Below are 15,477 nucleotides of genomic sequence, written 5' to 3' on the forward strand. Positions count from 1 at the left end.
GCACGCGGGTTATCCAAGTCGTACTCAACTTAATATCCATTGGATCGAATAAGCACTAATAAAGCTCCAATTTTTTTCCTAAAACTTTGATCTTTTCTAAATACACCGGCAGTAGCTTCGCCTCTTTTTTACCGGTAACAGCCCAATTCAGCTGAAGATACAGCCCCTTCTCAAGTATTCGTTTTAGGAATGCCATCTGATACAGTTTGAATGGATCGGTTTTAAAGATAACTCCATGCCTTCTCATCTCATTCGAATATAACTGAACACAACGGCGGGTTATAACCTCCTCCAGATCTTTCCACTCTCGGCGGTATGCCAAGAAAACCCCGATCAAATTGACGAGATCAAACCAGCACGGAGCATATTTTGCGCCTTCCCAATCAATAAATTTGATTTTCCACGATTTCTCCTTAACATTGTAGGCCGCTATGTTTGCAGTGTGAAGATCTCCGTGGATAATGCTGCAGCCTTCATGAACGACCTCCGGGAAATAATCTGGCCCTCTCTGCAGCAGGTCCTTCACGAGTGAGTAATATGGATTTATCATTTCTTTTAAATGGTTGTTTTTCATCGCTTCATCTAAATAATACAAGGTTAACTTATTTATGCTTTTTCTTTCTTCTCTCATAACATTAGAGCTAAATTGAGGTAGCCAATCACCGAATAGTCGCTCATGTTGTTTAAAGCGTTCATTCATCGTAGAGGAGTGAAGCTTCGCTAACGTAGGAATGATTTTGTCAAAGTGATCCGGATTATACTGCACCCGCCCTTTAAGAGGTTCGATATATTCCATGAATACCCACAAATCGCGTCCGTTTACATTTCTTTTGGTTTTATAAACTAGTGGCATGAACGGCTGAAGTACTTTTCTTCCTTTACGGTATATATTTTTCTCAACCGTGCTTTCCAGCCGGTCCTTTTCGAGCGGTTTCGAAATTTTAAGAATGATGGGAATGCGCTTTTTTTCATGTTTGATTTCAAGTTTCCATATGCTGCTTTTGTATGAGTCTTTTAAACATTCCATGGTTTGATGATCTAATCTCACTTCGGTGCCAAAGGACTTGAATGATTTGGAAAACTCCATCTTACGCCATGTTTTTTGAATGAATCGCTTGTCTATTCTGCTGGTTGGACTCATTAGTCCTCACTCCATTTTTCGCTTTTAAACCATTGTATGTCGAACATAGAGATGCGCATCCATTCATTTGCCTAACAAACGGAGGTGTGCTGTGCTCGTTCTCCAATTAGCCTCGGTAGATTGTTCAATAATTTTGATTCTATATAAGATGGAGCGTTCTTCAGCTCAAGTTACATAGAATGCCACCAGAGTCGTTATGCAGAGTCATCCGCCTGTCTCCCATCTTCATAACCTTTCGCAAATCCAGCTTTAAAGTCTTCCATGTAGGAATGATCATATCCATGGTCATGGACTTGAGATAAAGGCCGGGGTCTGCCGACCCCAAGCCTGGAGCTGTAACGGCCACCGGCTCGATGGCGCTTGCCTTTCTTGCCATGACGGCGTTTAGTACCTGATGACTTCAGGCTACGCAGCCCCTTTGCGAATGACTTCTTCCGTGCCATTTCTGAAGTCTTTCGATGATTCCTAACGGATAATGCCATGTTCATGCCGAATCCTCCTGCAAGGTTCAGTTCGTAGCTTCTAACCCGGCCTCGTTGTAAGATAGCTGGCACTCGGATGTTATCCAGGGCGATGCCGGACTGCCTAATTTGTACCGATTTAACGGAATGCCTGTCAACATTTCAGCCATCACGGATTGATAGCCGACAAGCAGCCGAATATTCTCCGCGAGAGTGCGCGCGGTTGTTTCAGAATGTGCCGTAACCTCTGCGATACTTTCCAAAATGCTTGCCAGCGCTTGCTGACTTCTAGCAATGGATGATACCATAGCAATCTTGGCTTCATGTTCCCGCTGTATGCGCGCGATCATGAGTCCGTGTCTCCGAAATCGAATGCATCAAATCCCATGGCGTCATCTTGTTCAGCTTCCGTTCCGAGGATAATTCGCAGATTCCGGCACAGACCGGAGCCTATTTTCGTCAAGCCCTCGATTTGCTCAACAATTTGCTCGTGAATGGATAACGAATCCTTCAACTCTCCCTTGGAACGAGGATATTGAGTCAGGACCCATTGACAAACCTTTTCGGCTTCTACCGCTTTCCCTTGAAGAATGAGATAGGTATTATATTGAATAGTAACGGATGCTTCGAGAATCCGCATGAACGATTCCTCTTTACTCACATACATTCCCCCTTAACCAGCGAAGTCGGATCCCATTATTCTTCACCTTGCTCGGTCGCTTTAAGCTCTTTCATTACGATTTCCAAACTGTCTGCCGATGTTTGTTGTAGGTCGGCCATGGCGTTCAAATAAGCAGTAATGCTGCTATTGACTTGTTCCACCTGGGATCCTGACGATCGGCTTCCTAATAATTGTCCCCCTAACGATGGTCCTTCTCGTGAATTTGGTTCTTCGGAGGTTTGGATTTCATGATTGGGTAATGAATGTATAATTTGAGCCATGCGGACTGCTGCATGACGTTGAGCTTCTAGAATGCGCGCTAACTGCCGCTGGGAGTGCGAAAGGTGTTCGACCATATCATCAATTTTTTTCTCCACGACATAACTCTCCTTCGCTCATCATATTTTTCAACATATGCTTCGACAAGCTTTCTGGTGCCATGAATAATGCCGTCTTTCGAATCAGGTGAATAGATCCTTAGCCTGCAGCATCGTTCTATATTGCTGTGGAACACGTCCTAACCATTCGCTTATGCTTTCCTGTAATGATGGACTCCCTTCATCTAGTCCTCCAACATCCGATAACAGCTCCGGGCGGAACAGAGCGCAGCACGCATTTAACCGATTATGAGTATCCACTTCATCCCTAGGCAGTATGGGGGTTCCTGACTGTGCAAAACTCACACAAACCGTTTTGATAGCGGGGGCATGTTCCAACTCATCCGTCAGACCGCCAATCCAGTTATCCATAACAGGTGTACAGCCATATAGAATAACTAACTTCTTCCCGTGTGCAGCACGAAGTGCCTTATTAAGAACAACCCCTATGCCTTGATCACTTCTCCCGACAATGTGTCGTATCGCTCCGATACGGCCGCGTACATATTGCCTTGTTCCTTCCGAGGATCCGGCATCAGCGATGAGCAGCTCATATGGATGCGGCGTTAAGGCTTCGATTCTTCTGATCTTGCCAGTGGCATCTTCATTTGGATCATGAATGGGGATAATGATGCTGATGCCGTCAAATGAGCAATCTCCGTTATTTTGTCCGTGTTGAACGCCATAAGAATAGCCAACGATAAATCCATCCTTCCGTCCTTCAACCGGATCAGCTTTGGGAAGAGTCGCCGATAAAGATGTCCGTAAGCGAGCGCCTCGTCTCCTCATCGTAAAAAGTCCTTCATATAAATTCCGCCTCCCGTTTCTCATCACTGCGTGAGGACCGAATAATCTTTTGGCAATTCATTTCTATTGTATGTTGACTTTCTCGCTCCGTGACGGCATCCGCAGGGACCATTCTATCCTCTAGACACATCATAATCTGTAATTATGTATACAACTTGATTGGAGCAGCATTACGCGAATACTGAGAGTAATACGGGGAACTCCTTAAAAATCACTTTCGCAGATGATTGGCACTTGAATCTCCGGAATGGCATCTTCAGCATGTTTACGATTTTGATCCTCCCTGCTTACTAAAAAGGATGGGTGGAATCTCGCTTCCCCCATCCTTCTACTCCCTTATGTTTCCATCCGGCCTATTGAAATCCAGTACAACCAGCCTTCTGAGATCAATGTACCTGCTGATCGTGTAATTCCGATGACTACCTCCTCATGCTGCCGTTTTCGTATACCAGCTTGAAACACCGGATCACTGCACGATGCCGCCACTACGTAATGTTCATCTTGATAAGAGGTCTGAAGCGGTACTGTAATCTCGATCGTTTCATGTTTATCAGTAAAGGTAAAGGGGATGGATCCAAACTGCTGAAGTAAAGGGATGTCAGGTATCCCATGAACCGGATTAAATGAAAGATGACTCGGTTGAACCGACTCAAGTGCTAGTTTGGAAGATATGATGGATTCGGATGACAAATGAATACTGTGTATGGCATAATCCTCAATCGCCTCACTTCTTACACTACGATGCTGCAGATGGGAAGCACCGATTACATCATCGGTCAACGCGTGATCCATCACATCCTTCTCTAAATCTGACCAGTTGGCGGAAGTTCCTCTGATGGCCATCTTCTTATAATAGCCATCGTACCGCCGAAAGGGCCTTCCCCTTCTTATCCTGGTGATCCTTCTGGCTTTGTTCACTGTCGGCTCTCTCCTCTGCTTCTAATCGTTACATTCATCCTATTCAAGAGATAGGGCTACTGCCACTGCCGGTTAGATGGTTTGCATCAGGTTAGCCCATCGTTCTGCCGTATGATCCCACCTGAAACGTTGACGTACCGTTTCACGACCGGCCATTCCGATTTGTGTACGCAGATTCTCGTCTTGAAGCAATCCGTTAATCCGTTCAGCGAGTCCGCCAGGAAAATCATCTCTTTGAACCAGATAACCCGTCACACCGTTCTCCACGATCTCCGGGATACCGCCTGCGTTCGCAGCGATGACAGGTACCCCAGCTGCCATTGCTTCAACATTTACGAGTCCAAAGGCCTCCCTCGGCGCTGAGGGGACAGCCACAATATCAGCAAGCGAGTACCAGTCTGCAATCGCTGGATAAGGGACAAAGGGTCGAAAGTATACCCAATGCAAATAAGGTCCGGCAGCTTTTTTCAGTTCCCGGACATAGGCGGTTTCCCGATCGGATCCGTAAGCCGCACTTCCGATAATAAGCAAAAGAACATCTGGATGCTTGTCAATAATATGTGGCAGTACGTCAATCAGATGGTGAACCCCTTTGTCAGGGATAAGCCGTCCCGCAAACAGGATAATACGGCGTCCACTCCATCCGTAATGAGCAAGCTTTGCCTCTTTTAGTGCCTTGGCAGCAGGGCTGAATGCCGGAGTAAAATGATCAAGACTAACACCAAGATGATTAATCGTGATCTTCTCCAAAAGCCAAGCATGTCTTGAAGTAATATCCTCCAGCAGAAAACGGCTGTTTACTACAATGCCGTCCATCCAGCGGGCAATGTTCCCAAAGCGCTGCTCGCTCATATATGGAGGCATAATAAATGTATTGGAATGAAGATTAAGTACGACTTTCACATCCGGCAGATGCATTTTGAGGCGCTGGGCCAGCAGCGGCCGATTGTGAACTTCAATAATATCCGGTCTCCACTTCTGAAGTCTCCGCAGCAAGGAAGGATAATAATTCGTACCAGATGGCAGGCGGTAGCACGGAACGCCGTTAATCGTGTCTTTTGAAGGGAGCCCTTTTCCCAGCACTCCGAATATGCGCACATCCATGGTACCCTGGGCCAATGGAATGGTCTGCTCCACTACCCGCTCGACGGAGCTGCTCCTCCCCGATGGAATAACAAACGATCCCGGCGTCACAACCGCCACCTTCCGCAAACCCATAACTCCACATCCTTCTCACATCTTATCTATATGAAAAACACCTGCTGATATATCAAAGGTATCAATCCCCTTGTACCAGTAGCGTTTCGTTGCCTTATTCAAAATAAACGCATACCTGTCATTTGTATGGTCTGATACCTTAACATATACCGGATCAGGGTCTATTGGTGACTATTATCCAGTAAAGAATAGGCCAACCACGGGCGACACCCGTCCATCCGGGACAATCTCTTGCATGCATACGATGTGGTACAAAGACTACATGATCTGTGGTAACAAGGAGGATGACCATGCATCTGGAATATGTCGGCATTCTACTCAACAACAATACGTATCGCAGAATTTCCAGCGGGAAAACCGGCACTGAATCACTGACCAATTATGAAGAAGCTGCTGCCGTGAACGGGTTGATTCCTTGTTTTTTTACCATTCATCATATTTCACTAGAGACTGGAAAGGTGACTGGTTATATTCCGGCTCCAGTTGGATATTCACGAGTGCATATCCCCCTCCCGCGTGTTGTTCATATGCGAGCTATTTATCATAAAAAACAGGAGCTGGCGCTGATTGATCAACTAATCAATCGCGGGATATTTATTTATAACGGGCGTACACGCTACGGTAAAAACGTCATACATCATATGCTGGAGCAGGACCAGGGGATATCACCATCCCTGCCTCATACGGTTAAAGCTACCCCCGCCTCGATTCACTCCATGCTTAGTCAGCACGGGGATCTCGTTTTAAAGCCATGCAATGGAAGCATCGGGGTTGGTATTATGCGATTGAAAGGTAACTCCCTACGCAGTCAATTCACTTACTCCCGCTCATTACCATCGGCCAAGGGGTGGAGAACGGTTACCCTGCCGCCCGGAAAGCTACATCCCCTGATCTATCAGCGGATCAGGAAAGCTCCATTCCTTGTACAGCAGCGCATTCCGCTTGCCGAATATGATGACCGCCCCTTTGATATCAGAGTTACCGTTCAGCGCGGGGGAAGCGGGCGCTGGGAGGTCGCCGGCATGTTTGCAAAAACATCGGCCCCACGAACGTTTGTCTCCAACATTGCTCAAGGCGGCTCAGCTTATCGGGTACCGGACATATTATCCCGCTGTTTGCCTGGTGTGCCTGTCGGGCCAACCATAGAAAGAATCGCTGAGTTTTCCCTCCACATCGCCAAAACGCTATCCTTGTTTATTCCGTTTGCCGCTGATTTTGGAATGGATATTGGCATTACCGAGGATGGAAAGCTCTATTTCATTGAATGCAATGGCTGCGATCAACGTTATGGTTTTTTGGAGGCTGGGATGGCTGATGCATGGAAATGCTCATACCACAATCCAATGGCCTTTGCCCGTTTTCTCTATGATAACGGTGTCTGGCCGCATTATTGAATTGCAAAAACCAGCTTCTCCCTAAAGATCAGGGGGAAGCTGGTTTTTCACGATTTTAATGAGGCACCTGGGATTTAAAATCTCCTTTACTGGATTTATCGGCATGATAAAATACGATGTCCCCGTCCATAAGAGAAAACCGCTTACCATACGGATCGTTATACGTGCGGCTGTACCCTTCAAGCTGCCATTGATTCATGAGCGGACCATGAATGTATTGCAGATGGGGTTTGGCCGTATTGCCCTCCCGGATCGTCTCGATGTTGAAATTGACCACGATATACCCTTTTTTGAGAAAAATCGAGGATTTCTCGTCCAGTCGGTTCGTCCGTCCATAAGCGGCCAGGTCGGTCCATTTCTTCACCACATACACATCGGCAGGAAGACTGTATTCACCATACCAGCGCTGTACAGCCGCGTTGGCCCGCTCCGTATCAACGGAGGCAGGCAATCCTGACTTCGGGCCAATCAGTGTGCGTATTTCGAATGGCAGCAGCATCCAATCGAGCCTCCCTACCCAGGTCTTACTCTTGCTGTTCTTCTCCAAGTATTGCTTCATATAGGTGGCCAGGGACATCCCCGCCGAGGCTCCGCCGCGGTTGTACAAATACGATGCGGTATCCTGCAGCTCGCCTTGCGGAACATTGCGCAGCCTGTCATTCAGAATGACATAACGCTTCTCCGTGTCCTGCGGAGAACCGATCCGAATGAACTTCCGATTTCCGCTGTGGTAATACAGATCAACGGGCTGCCGTCCGCTGCCGTCTGGATTAACGAAATAAAAACTCGGTGTAATTGAAATGCCGTCTTGTACACCAAACATATTGCCCTTCGTCTTTAAATCGAATTTGAAGTGGTAGCCTGTCTTTACGGCCGCATTCTTATACCCCTGTGCCGGATGTTTGCCCGGTGCGATGGGAAGCGTGTACGGAAGCGAGTTCCCGCGTGCTCCACCGTCAATATCCCGAAGTCCTGTCCAATAGGACGCACCACTTGGTGTTGCATTCCCTTTTTGTTTGCGGAAAACCGTCTCCCAGTTATAATCGGCAATATCCGTGATATGGAAATCATATACGCGCCCGATCACTTCAACTGGTTCAATATCCGTAGCCACATGGTGAGCCAAATCCAGGTTCGCGCTGGGCTGTGTCGTAAAGTCGGAAGGAGCGTTCTCCGCAATCGTACGGAAGTATACCTGATAATCGCCCTCATCCACCCATACCGGCAGGAAAAACTCCGTGTCCAGCTGAGATGTCGGGATTGTAATCCAGGTGTCTTTTGGATAAAAGGTGCTCCTGTCGCTGCTGAAGACATCGAACGGAAAATACACCTGCTTCGATCTTACATATTTCGCATAGTCTCGGTCTCCGTATCCCTGGATATTCCGATGCTGACCCGAGGTAGGAATACGTACCGTAAACGGCCGATCCAAGATGAATGCAGACCGGTCCGGGTTCGGGGTCGTCTTCTGATTGTGGGCCTGATCATCCGTCACCGACGAATAATTGACTACCGGCGTATGGACGGTGACGGTGTTAATGGCATTGACCGGAAATGATTGATTAGACCCGCCATTAATGTTGCCGGGTATGAGATCATATTCAATCGTTCCTGTGCTCGTCGTATTCGCTTTATTCAATAACGTATTGCTAATGAGATAGTTTCTGCCGTATAGGACGTCTCTTTGAATCGTCGCAGCCGGAGGAATGATCCCTGGTGTGGGTGCCGTCCCTTGCGCCCAGCTGTCACTCATTACGGTAGATCCGTTAAACAGGACTCTATCATTTTTCACTTGGTTTTGACCTACAGCCGACTCCGCTACGGATGTAAAATCCGTTGTCGGTACTGCTGGCCTGCTCGAACCGCCTGAAACGGTTTCCGTCCCTAAATCCACTTCTTCGCATGATGCAGGTTCCACATGATCTTCAACGTTCGCGCTATGATCGGATGTAAGGACAGGAGGAGTGTAACCGGCTGGAGTAAGGTTCACTGAACCACCCGGTAATGCATAATTGCTAACGGTTGTTTTGGCTAACTTATAGACCTCCAGGTTATCGATTTGCCAGTAGGAATACGGCCTCGTTATCGTAACTTGTTCTTCTACCTGAACCTCTTCTTCCATAGGTTCATCTGGCGTGCCGGGATCATCCGGACCCGAGCTTGGTTCACCCGGTATCGTCCAGGTGAGAATGTACGTCTTTTTGACGGGGACGGTGTAGGTGATTTCCCCCAACATGTTCGCCCATTGGTTCTTGTACAGATAATTGAGTCCAAACACATTGACGTATAAGGATTCCGAAGTCGGTATCCCGTCCAGAACATCAAACTTTTCAGCGTCTCGATCGTCCGCCTTAATTACGCCCGTTGCCACGGGGTCCATAACCGTATGCGATGTAACGGTTCCCTTTCTCGCAGTACCGATTTGGATCCCGCATGTGTTGGGTGGGCCACCTGGTCCTCCCGGATCTCCTCCACCGGTATTCCCGCAAGACGAGCCTGTCCCAACCTGAATCGAGGTATCGTCGGTTTCATCCAGTGCCTGGGCCGTATCCTTAAAATGAGCCGTAATCGTCGCTTGCCCTGTCGTTGCTACGGCTGTCACTACACCTGAAGCATTGATAGTCATGACACTGCTATCCGAGCTCCGCCAGGTCAACTTGTCGTGTCTTTGCAGATTGTATGTACTTCCGTCTACCTTCGTTAATTTCGCTGTGAGCTGAATGGTACCGGACGGTGGCACGCACGTCGCGCCTGTGATTTCTAAGCCTGATGTTCCATCTGCAAAGGTGGCTCGAAGGAGTTTGTCTTTGTACATATAAGTGTAAGAATCAAATGACACCCAAAACTTAGCAAAGTACCATACTTGCTTAGCTCCCGGATTTGCCCAGTATTTATTATAAGTGTCATTGTTAAAGGTTTGAGTATAATACATCCTTATACTATCAATTGAAGTAACATCTGCTATTTGACCTACTAAGGTGCTTGGATCAGTTGTCCCGGTAGATCCATGAACGTCAGGGACACGTGATGTGTTGTCAATTTTAGTATTTGAGGAACTGATATCATTTGTAGAAATAGCGTTATGTTTTATCCACGTTCCTTCCAGAGTATGCCCGGTTTCACTGATAAAAAAAGCAGTGGTGCGATTGATAGGTAAAGATAATTTATTATCTGTACAGCCAGGGTATTTGGGAAGTTGATGCCCTTGAATTGTTTCTTTTTCTACATATCCATTACAGTTTTTATTATCCATGATAGTACCATTGGTACTTGATGCCTTCCATAACTGACCAAAATCATGACCTGCATCTGTTACTGACCATCTATCCCAGTAATATACGCCACCATAATTGGTATTATCTATGGATGAAACCTTTAATCTTGTTCCACTAAGAGAATCCTTCCCAGCCCATGTCGTAGAACCAGCTGTGAATCCCTTGACTGATCTGATTGGGTTATTTGTACTTTTATTTATCCACTCTAGTTTTTTTATTATTTTTCCTGCAGGTGCGTTTACACTAATTCTTGTTGTCTCTAACTCCTTCTTTGATGAAAATAAAAGTCCGCTATATTCATAATCGTTAGAATTTGTTACAAAATCATACGTGATATTCTGAGTAGTTTCAGCAGCATCCACAGATTCAATTGGAGGAATGTAGATAGACACAATAGACAATAAAAGAAAAAAAACCGTTATTTTATTGATAGAGTTATTCTTAATCATGTTGAATTACCTATCGAATAAGCTTTGACTTAGATAGAGTACTCTGATAGATTGGAGCTCCCGCCGAGATTGTTTCTACCAAGACTCTTATGTTTCCATCTGTGCTGAATCCAGTTTTCGGGATGACTAGGCCATTAACATATCTTTTTAGATCTTTAGATTCAACAAGAGAAGCCATATTCAATAGCTCTCCAGTTGGTTGACCGTTATATCCCAAGATCGCTAGATTTAATTGATTAATTGGGTAGGACTTAGGTTTTTTATTTACCGGCAAATGTGACTTCAATACAATAACATAGGCTTGGAGATCATTGCTGAATACATTTTCTTTCGAACCAAACTTCCAAACCAGCTTCTCTTTACTCGGAAGAAGTTTACGATTTGGATCTTTAGGGTCGTTCCAATCAATAGCTATTAGTTCATCTACTTGCGCTACAACGGACCCATCCTGTGCTCCAAATCGTAACTTAGACATTTTCCATGAATCAATCCCGAAATTTTTATTATGATTATCCGGCCCATTAAAAATCTCTGGTGCCACCGAGAAAATATTTGTCTTATGCCAATACACTTCAGCCGCAGCTACGGCATATTTATCAACGGGGAGCTCCTTGCCGCTTTTTACCTGAAGCAAACGCTCTATAACCGCAATGGCTTGAGCCCTTGTCGTAGTGCCAGTAGGCGATATTACACCCGGCGCCGTCCCAGATATGATGCCATCCTTGGATGCAAGATACATCCACTGCTTGTCTTCCACATTCTTATATCCCAGCACTTTTACTGCTAGCTTAGCCATCTCTTCACGCGTCATTCGTTCCGTCAAGTTACTGTTTCCGAAATCGCCGGCCTTATAAATTCCTGCCGATTCTGCGGCAGCCACGTAAGGAGCATACCAGGAACCTGAACTTAAGGAAGCCACCTCAATATCCAAAGCTGAAACCGCCATTTTCATAAATTCCGCTCGAGTTACCTGTTTGTTAGGCAGGAATCTTTTATCCGGATAACCATCGACATAACCTCGTTGTATTGCATCTTGAATAGCCGTCTGGGCCCAGTGGCCTTGAATATCCGTAAAATGGCTCGTCTTCGTCTCACGAGACTCCGCCATTTTGTCTGCGTTGCTCTCTTGCGCTGCCTCCACCGTGTTCAGATAGAAGCTTCCGACAAACAGGGACAATGCCGTAAATACACTGATCGAGATCTTCTTCATGAATATCCTCCTATACAAGTTGTGGAATAAAACCTATGCCATTGCTCCATATCTCCTTCCTACGCCCTTGCTTAGGGACATCTACCGCCGTCTCTCATAATTAAACATCAATTACATTTTTGGATGAATGAGAGAAATTATAGTTATATTATCATATAATCATCTATTTTGGTATAATATTCCTATCCTGATTCTAATTCACTACTACATTCGCATCTCCGAATGACCGTGATTAATTCCTCATAAACTGATAAAAACCTCGACGATAGTCACATGAACATGTGTCCTTTCGTTCGAGGTTTAATTGTTACATGTAGTGGAACCGTTATAAACCGGTTGAGGATTCATCCCGGTCCCCGGCCTGAATTTCAGCTTTTTCCGCGCTTTGCTTATATACAGCAGCCAATACCTTCTCATAAGCGCTTTCAAATTCATCGGGCAGCATCGGCTTGATTTGTTCCAATATGGTTAACAGTTTAAATAGCGCCTGTACCTCCTCTTCCGTTAAACCAAGCGGGTACATTGCAAAATGCCCGATAAATGTGTAGCCTCGGCCTCGGCCTTGGTGTGTGATGGGAATATGCATGGCGCTGAGGGCATCCATATCCCGATAAATGGTTCTTTCGCTGGTTCCACAACGTTCGGCAAGCTCGCGAGCCAGTATACCTGGTCTTGCTTGTACAAGGGTAATGATTCTCATTAGTCGGATCAGTCGGTCTGTCATATGGCATTCTCCCTATCTTTCTAGTAAATTAGACATATTTTGTTTGACTGCTAAATAGTACATTCGACCCTGAAACCATTTTTCCTTTTTTATATACAGATTCTTCATTCCTAGTTAATTTTTAAGTCTAAAGTCCCTCTTACTATTCGCATTTTCAGAAGATAATTGCCGATATGTATCCAGATACAAACCAATTAGTTGATAAAGGGTCTCTGCCTCCTTCAAATAATCCGCGTCTCGAAATCGGATTGCGTATAAAAGCATCTCATCTGCCTGTCTACGAATCATTTCTTCCCCTTGAGCCAGCTTTCCCCGTTCCAGCTCTCCTCTAGCCTGCTCCAGAATGGAAGCATTCTGGTATAATTTCAGCACCTTCTCCACACGATAATCTGCCCTTCGGTATTTCAATGCCGTATGATTGCTGAATTGAAGCGGAATCGTTCGGGACGGCTGCAAAACCACCTTCCGCTTCTGTACATCCATATATGTCCATAGAGCGGTAATAATGGGATACACCCCCGATTGCCTAGCTCCGACACTTAGCTCAAGAACCAACTGTTTGAATCTCCCTTCCGACAAAGAGCCTAAAGACAACGAAATGTTACGATCATTCAATATCTCACCTTGGCATCCATACATACGCTCCACTTGAACGCGTTCCCCTAATTGTAGGTGTAGCTGGACATCTTCAGCCATGCACTGATTAAAGCCATGGAACTGCGTTTTTTGCTTTAACACACCAGCCCTCCACTCGATCAGCAGAAAGACCTGACTAGTGCCCCCAGCGAATACATGGCTGTGGCTCCATGTAAAATCCGAAAACAAGCCAGACTGCAATACATCCACCTCTTTCCTCTTCTTCTAATAATGTACCAATACAGATGGACATCTTACTGTCATGGAATATATGTTCCTATTATGAATTCGACAAAAAAAGACCACAGCCCTAGCAGCTGCGGTCTTTTAGATATGCAGATTTTTGTCAGATGTCGGCTAAGGAAGCCTTTTACTACCTTGAAATTGACTTATTCCTACAATAAAACGGTCTGTACAATCGCAAGGATTAAAACATAAATGCCTAAAGCAATCCCTATAAATTTAATCCATTGGCTTGATCCAATGCGGTACAATTCGATAACAGCTGCGCAGTTCGCTGCCAATCCCGTCATTAAAGCAAATACAAGGATGAGGGATGCCAGCTTTAAGGACATGAAACTGATCAATCCACTTACGATAAGCGCCGCTCCGAATGGCAGCTGAAAAGAGCCGATCTTCGCAATGAATTCCTTTATGTCAAGCTTCTGCTTCGTAACCATATTGCCCGTAAACCAGAAGGAACCCAATAAAATAACGGTTGAGAACAACCCCATTAAAAGCGCCCGGCTCCCCATGCCGAAATTACTTAACACGGCCGACATCATGCCCAAGCCGGAATAGATAAGCTGCTTAAAGCCAAGGCCGAACAACCAAAAGCCGATGATACTGGAAGCCATCCCGATGAGACTGTAGATTAAACCAGTCTGATCTCCCCGCATGTTCAAAGCACTCATCGGATTTTTCAATAAGTTCTTCAGGACCTGCCCATCGACTTGAATGGTTGAGGCAGTCTTGGCATCTGAAGCTCCAGATGATGAGGACGCTGTACGCTCTGGTCCCGGCTCTGCCGCTGACGCCGTGTATTTCATAGAATTCGCTGCGATGTCGTCAACGCATTGATGTGCGACGCCTTCCGTTAATTTCTTGCCGCAATGTGTACAAAATGCCATTTCTTCAAAACCCCTTCTCACCTATTATGGTTTATGTATATTGGTTATGTTACAACCTAGTATAAAGGAAAATTGTATGAATTTGTAATGAAATCTTCCATGAACCGTCATATTCAGACGAATTCTCTGTTTTTTAACGCAAAAAAACCGGAGGCGTTCTCCGGATTTTAGAGGCTATGTTTTCATATAAAAGTCTATTAACCTATTTCTGCTGCCGAAACGGGCTTAGTATTCCCCATATGTCTTGGTATGCCTTGAATGGGAGCGTACGTTACTTTATCAATTAATAATCCGTTGCCCACGGGTTTTCCATTCACTGTAATCATAATTTTCTTCACGTTGTTATCTTTCATCATGATCAAAATCTCCTTTTATCTACTGTTCAATTTATGATAATTCGCAGGGGATGGCTTGATAGGCGCTTACTTACATACATTACCCTTTACATGAGCAAGTTAAACAACTTGGCCTGCTAATAGATTCACTTCCACCGCAAATGTGGGTAATATATATTAATAGAAACCTGTCGGAATCTAATTCGTATTTACTATAAATAATCGAATGGTGGTGATCCCTCTTGCATAAGCCGACAAAATCCAAGCTAATTCAACTTTCTCTCATATTGCTGGTGGCAGGGATGGCGCTGCCGGCCGGTGGACGGACCGCCAGCGCCAATTACTTTAACAATATGTATGATGATATCCAGCAGTTCTCCGGACTGCCCGATGAAATAAACCAGCTCAAGAACAACTACAACCAAGCCCTGCAGGAACTTGATAAAGCCATGATCGCTTCCGAACGGCTGCAGCAGCAAAATCTAACCCTGGCGGAACAGAACTCCAATCTTGCGGAGCAGAACCAGCAATTAACCCAAATGGTAAGCCAGCTTCAGGAGGCTGAAGCCGCACGAAATCGCGGGGCGGAACGTTTAAAGACCGTGGCGATCACCGCCGTGGCATTGGCTGCCGGTTATTTTATGATCATTCGCTTCCTGCGATTCGGCATGCGCCGAACGAACCGATCCAAATAGGACAAGCTCTGATCCAAATCCCCACCATTCAACCCAGGCAAAAGGA

The 15,477-nt window shown here is 45.7% G+C and carries 16 protein-coding genes; 2 read left to right on the plus strand and 14 right to left on the minus strand.

The window, feature by feature from the left end:
- Window positions 1-55 precede the first annotated feature (55 nt).
- The 8 genes from ACOZB4_RS27250 to ACOZB4_RS27285 all read right to left on the minus strand — a co-directional run bounded on the left by ACOZB4_RS27250 (window position 56) and on the right by ACOZB4_RS27285 (window position 5,583).
- Complete coding sequence (locus tag ACOZB4_RS27250) at window positions 56-1,141, minus strand: phosphotransferase (RefSeq protein ID WP_379411368.1); 1,086 nt, start codon at window positions 1,139-1,141, stop codon at window positions 56-58.
- A gap of 194 nt (window positions 1,142-1,335) precedes the next feature.
- Window positions 1,336-1,629, minus strand: a complete 294-nt coding sequence (locus tag ACOZB4_RS27255) for a hypothetical protein (protein ID WP_379411370.1) — start codon at window positions 1,627-1,629, stop codon at window positions 1,336-1,338.
- 20 nt (window positions 1,630-1,649) lie between these two features.
- The gene (locus ACOZB4_RS27260; RefSeq protein WP_326095284.1) at window positions 1,650-1,952 is read right to left on the minus strand and encodes a hypothetical protein; all 303 of its coding nucleotides are present in this window, start codon (window positions 1,950-1,952) and stop codon (window positions 1,650-1,652) included.
- Window positions 1,949-2,263 carry a hypothetical protein gene (locus ACOZB4_RS27265; RefSeq protein ID WP_379411373.1) on the minus strand — a complete coding sequence of 105 codons (315 nt, stop codon included), beginning with the start codon at window positions 2,261-2,263 and terminating at the stop codon, window positions 1,949-1,951. Before ACOZB4_RS27265 ends, ACOZB4_RS27260 begins: the two co-directional genes overlap by 4 nt.
- Window positions 2,264-2,298: 35 nt before the next feature.
- Window positions 2,299-2,640 (minus strand): nucleoside-diphosphate sugar epimerase, encoded by a 342-nt coding sequence (locus ACOZB4_RS27270; RefSeq protein ID WP_083659676.1) that lies wholly within the window; start codon window positions 2,638-2,640, stop codon window positions 2,299-2,301.
- Between the two features lie 84 nt (window positions 2,641-2,724).
- Entirely contained in the window at window positions 2,725-3,471 is a 747-nt protein-coding gene (locus ACOZB4_RS27275) for a glycosyltransferase family 2 protein (RefSeq protein ID WP_422759703.1), read from the minus strand.
- Between the two features lie 312 nt (window positions 3,472-3,783).
- The gene (locus tag ACOZB4_RS27280; RefSeq protein WP_422759704.1) at window positions 3,784-4,365 is read right to left on the minus strand and encodes a WIAG-tail domain; all 582 of its coding nucleotides are present in this window, start codon (window positions 4,363-4,365) and stop codon (window positions 3,784-3,786) included.
- A gap of 72 nt (window positions 4,366-4,437) precedes the next feature.
- On the minus strand, window positions 4,438-5,583 hold the full coding sequence (locus ACOZB4_RS27285) for a glycosyltransferase family 4 protein (protein ID WP_076323042.1): 1,146 nt from the start codon (window positions 5,581-5,583) through the stop codon (window positions 4,438-4,440).
- A 290-nt stretch (window positions 5,584-5,873) separates the two neighbouring features.
- Between ACOZB4_RS27285 and ACOZB4_RS27290 the strand changes: the two genes are divergently transcribed.
- Window positions 5,874-6,977 (plus strand): YheC/YheD family protein, encoded by a 1,104-nt coding sequence (locus ACOZB4_RS27290; protein WP_379411412.1) that lies wholly within the window; start codon window positions 5,874-5,876, stop codon window positions 6,975-6,977.
- A 55-nt stretch (window positions 6,978-7,032) separates the two neighbouring features.
- Here the strand turns inward: ACOZB4_RS27290 and ACOZB4_RS27295 are convergent, their stop codons facing one another.
- From ACOZB4_RS27295 to ACOZB4_RS27320, 6 genes are all read right to left on the minus strand, one after another.
- Entirely contained in the window at window positions 7,033-9,816 is a 2,784-nt protein-coding gene (locus tag ACOZB4_RS27295) for a DUF5704 domain-containing protein (protein ID WP_422759705.1), read from the minus strand.
- An 895-nt stretch (window positions 9,817-10,711) separates the two neighbouring features.
- A complete protein-coding gene (locus tag ACOZB4_RS27300) occupies window positions 10,712-11,911 on the minus strand; it encodes an S-layer homology domain-containing protein (RefSeq protein WP_379411418.1) in 1,200 nt (399 codons plus the stop codon).
- Between the two features lie 325 nt (window positions 11,912-12,236).
- Complete coding sequence (locus ACOZB4_RS27305; protein WP_076323038.1) at window positions 12,237-12,635, minus strand: helix-turn-helix transcriptional regulator; 399 nt, start codon at window positions 12,633-12,635, stop codon at window positions 12,237-12,239.
- Between the two features lie 114 nt (window positions 12,636-12,749).
- A complete protein-coding gene (locus ACOZB4_RS27310) occupies window positions 12,750-13,481 on the minus strand; it encodes a hypothetical protein (RefSeq protein WP_379411422.1) in 732 nt (243 codons plus the stop codon).
- Window positions 13,482-13,666: 185 nt separating this feature from the next.
- Window positions 13,667-14,401, minus strand: a complete 735-nt coding sequence (locus ACOZB4_RS27315; RefSeq protein WP_379411425.1) for a hypothetical protein — start codon at window positions 14,399-14,401, stop codon at window positions 13,667-13,669.
- Between the two features lie 197 nt (window positions 14,402-14,598).
- On the minus strand, window positions 14,599-14,757 hold the full coding sequence (locus tag ACOZB4_RS27320; RefSeq protein ID WP_339271315.1) for a hypothetical protein: 159 nt from the start codon (window positions 14,755-14,757) through the stop codon (window positions 14,599-14,601).
- A 221-nt stretch (window positions 14,758-14,978) separates the two neighbouring features.
- Between ACOZB4_RS27320 and ACOZB4_RS27325 the strand changes: the two genes are divergently transcribed.
- Window positions 14,979-15,431 (plus strand): hypothetical protein, encoded by a 453-nt coding sequence (locus ACOZB4_RS27325; protein WP_379411428.1) that lies wholly within the window; start codon window positions 14,979-14,981, stop codon window positions 15,429-15,431.
- Window positions 15,432-15,477: the final 46 nt, after the last annotated feature.

This window comes from Paenibacillus sp. NPDC058898 (genome assembly GCF_049316025.1).
Classification (GTDB): domain Bacteria; phylum Bacillota; class Bacilli; order Paenibacillales; family Paenibacillaceae; genus Paenibacillus_AQ.

What these genes read in the sequence shown, in the direction of transcription:
- ACOZB4_RS27275 (WP_422759703.1), bottom strand. Translation starts at nt 3,471, where the DNA reads ATGAGAAACGGGAGGCGGAATTTATATGAAGGACTTTTTACGATGAGG.
- ACOZB4_RS27315 (WP_379411425.1), bottom strand. Translation starts at nt 14,401, where the DNA reads ATGGCATTTTGTACACATTGCGGCAAGAAATTAACGGAAGGCGTCGCA.
- ACOZB4_RS27285 (WP_076323042.1), bottom strand. Translation starts at nt 5,583, where the DNA reads ATGGGTTTGCGGAAGGTGGCGGTTGTGACGCCGGGATCGTTTGTTATT.
- ACOZB4_RS27305 (WP_076323038.1), bottom strand. Translation starts at nt 12,635, where the DNA reads ATGACAGACCGACTGATCCGACTAATGAGAATCATTACCCTTGTACAA.
- ACOZB4_RS27260 (WP_326095284.1), bottom strand. Translation starts at nt 1,952, where the DNA reads ATGATCGCGCGCATACAGCGGGAACATGAAGCCAAGATTGCTATGGTA.
- ACOZB4_RS27300 (WP_379411418.1), bottom strand. Translation starts at nt 11,911, where the DNA reads ATGAAGAAGATCTCGATCAGTGTATTTACGGCATTGTCCCTGTTTGTC.
- ACOZB4_RS27255 (WP_379411370.1), bottom strand. Translation starts at nt 1,629, where the DNA reads ATGAACATGGCATTATCCGTTAGGAATCATCGAAAGACTTCAGAAATG.
- ACOZB4_RS27250 (WP_379411368.1), bottom strand. Translation starts at nt 1,141, where the DNA reads ATGAGTCCAACCAGCAGAATAGACAAGCGATTCATTCAAAAAACATGG.
- ACOZB4_RS27290 (WP_379411412.1), top strand. Translation starts at nt 5,874, where the DNA reads ATGCATCTGGAATATGTCGGCATTCTACTCAACAACAATACGTATCGC.
- ACOZB4_RS27320 (WP_339271315.1), bottom strand. Translation starts at nt 14,757, where the DNA reads ATGATGAAAGATAACAACGTGAAGAAAATTATGATTACAGTGAATGGA.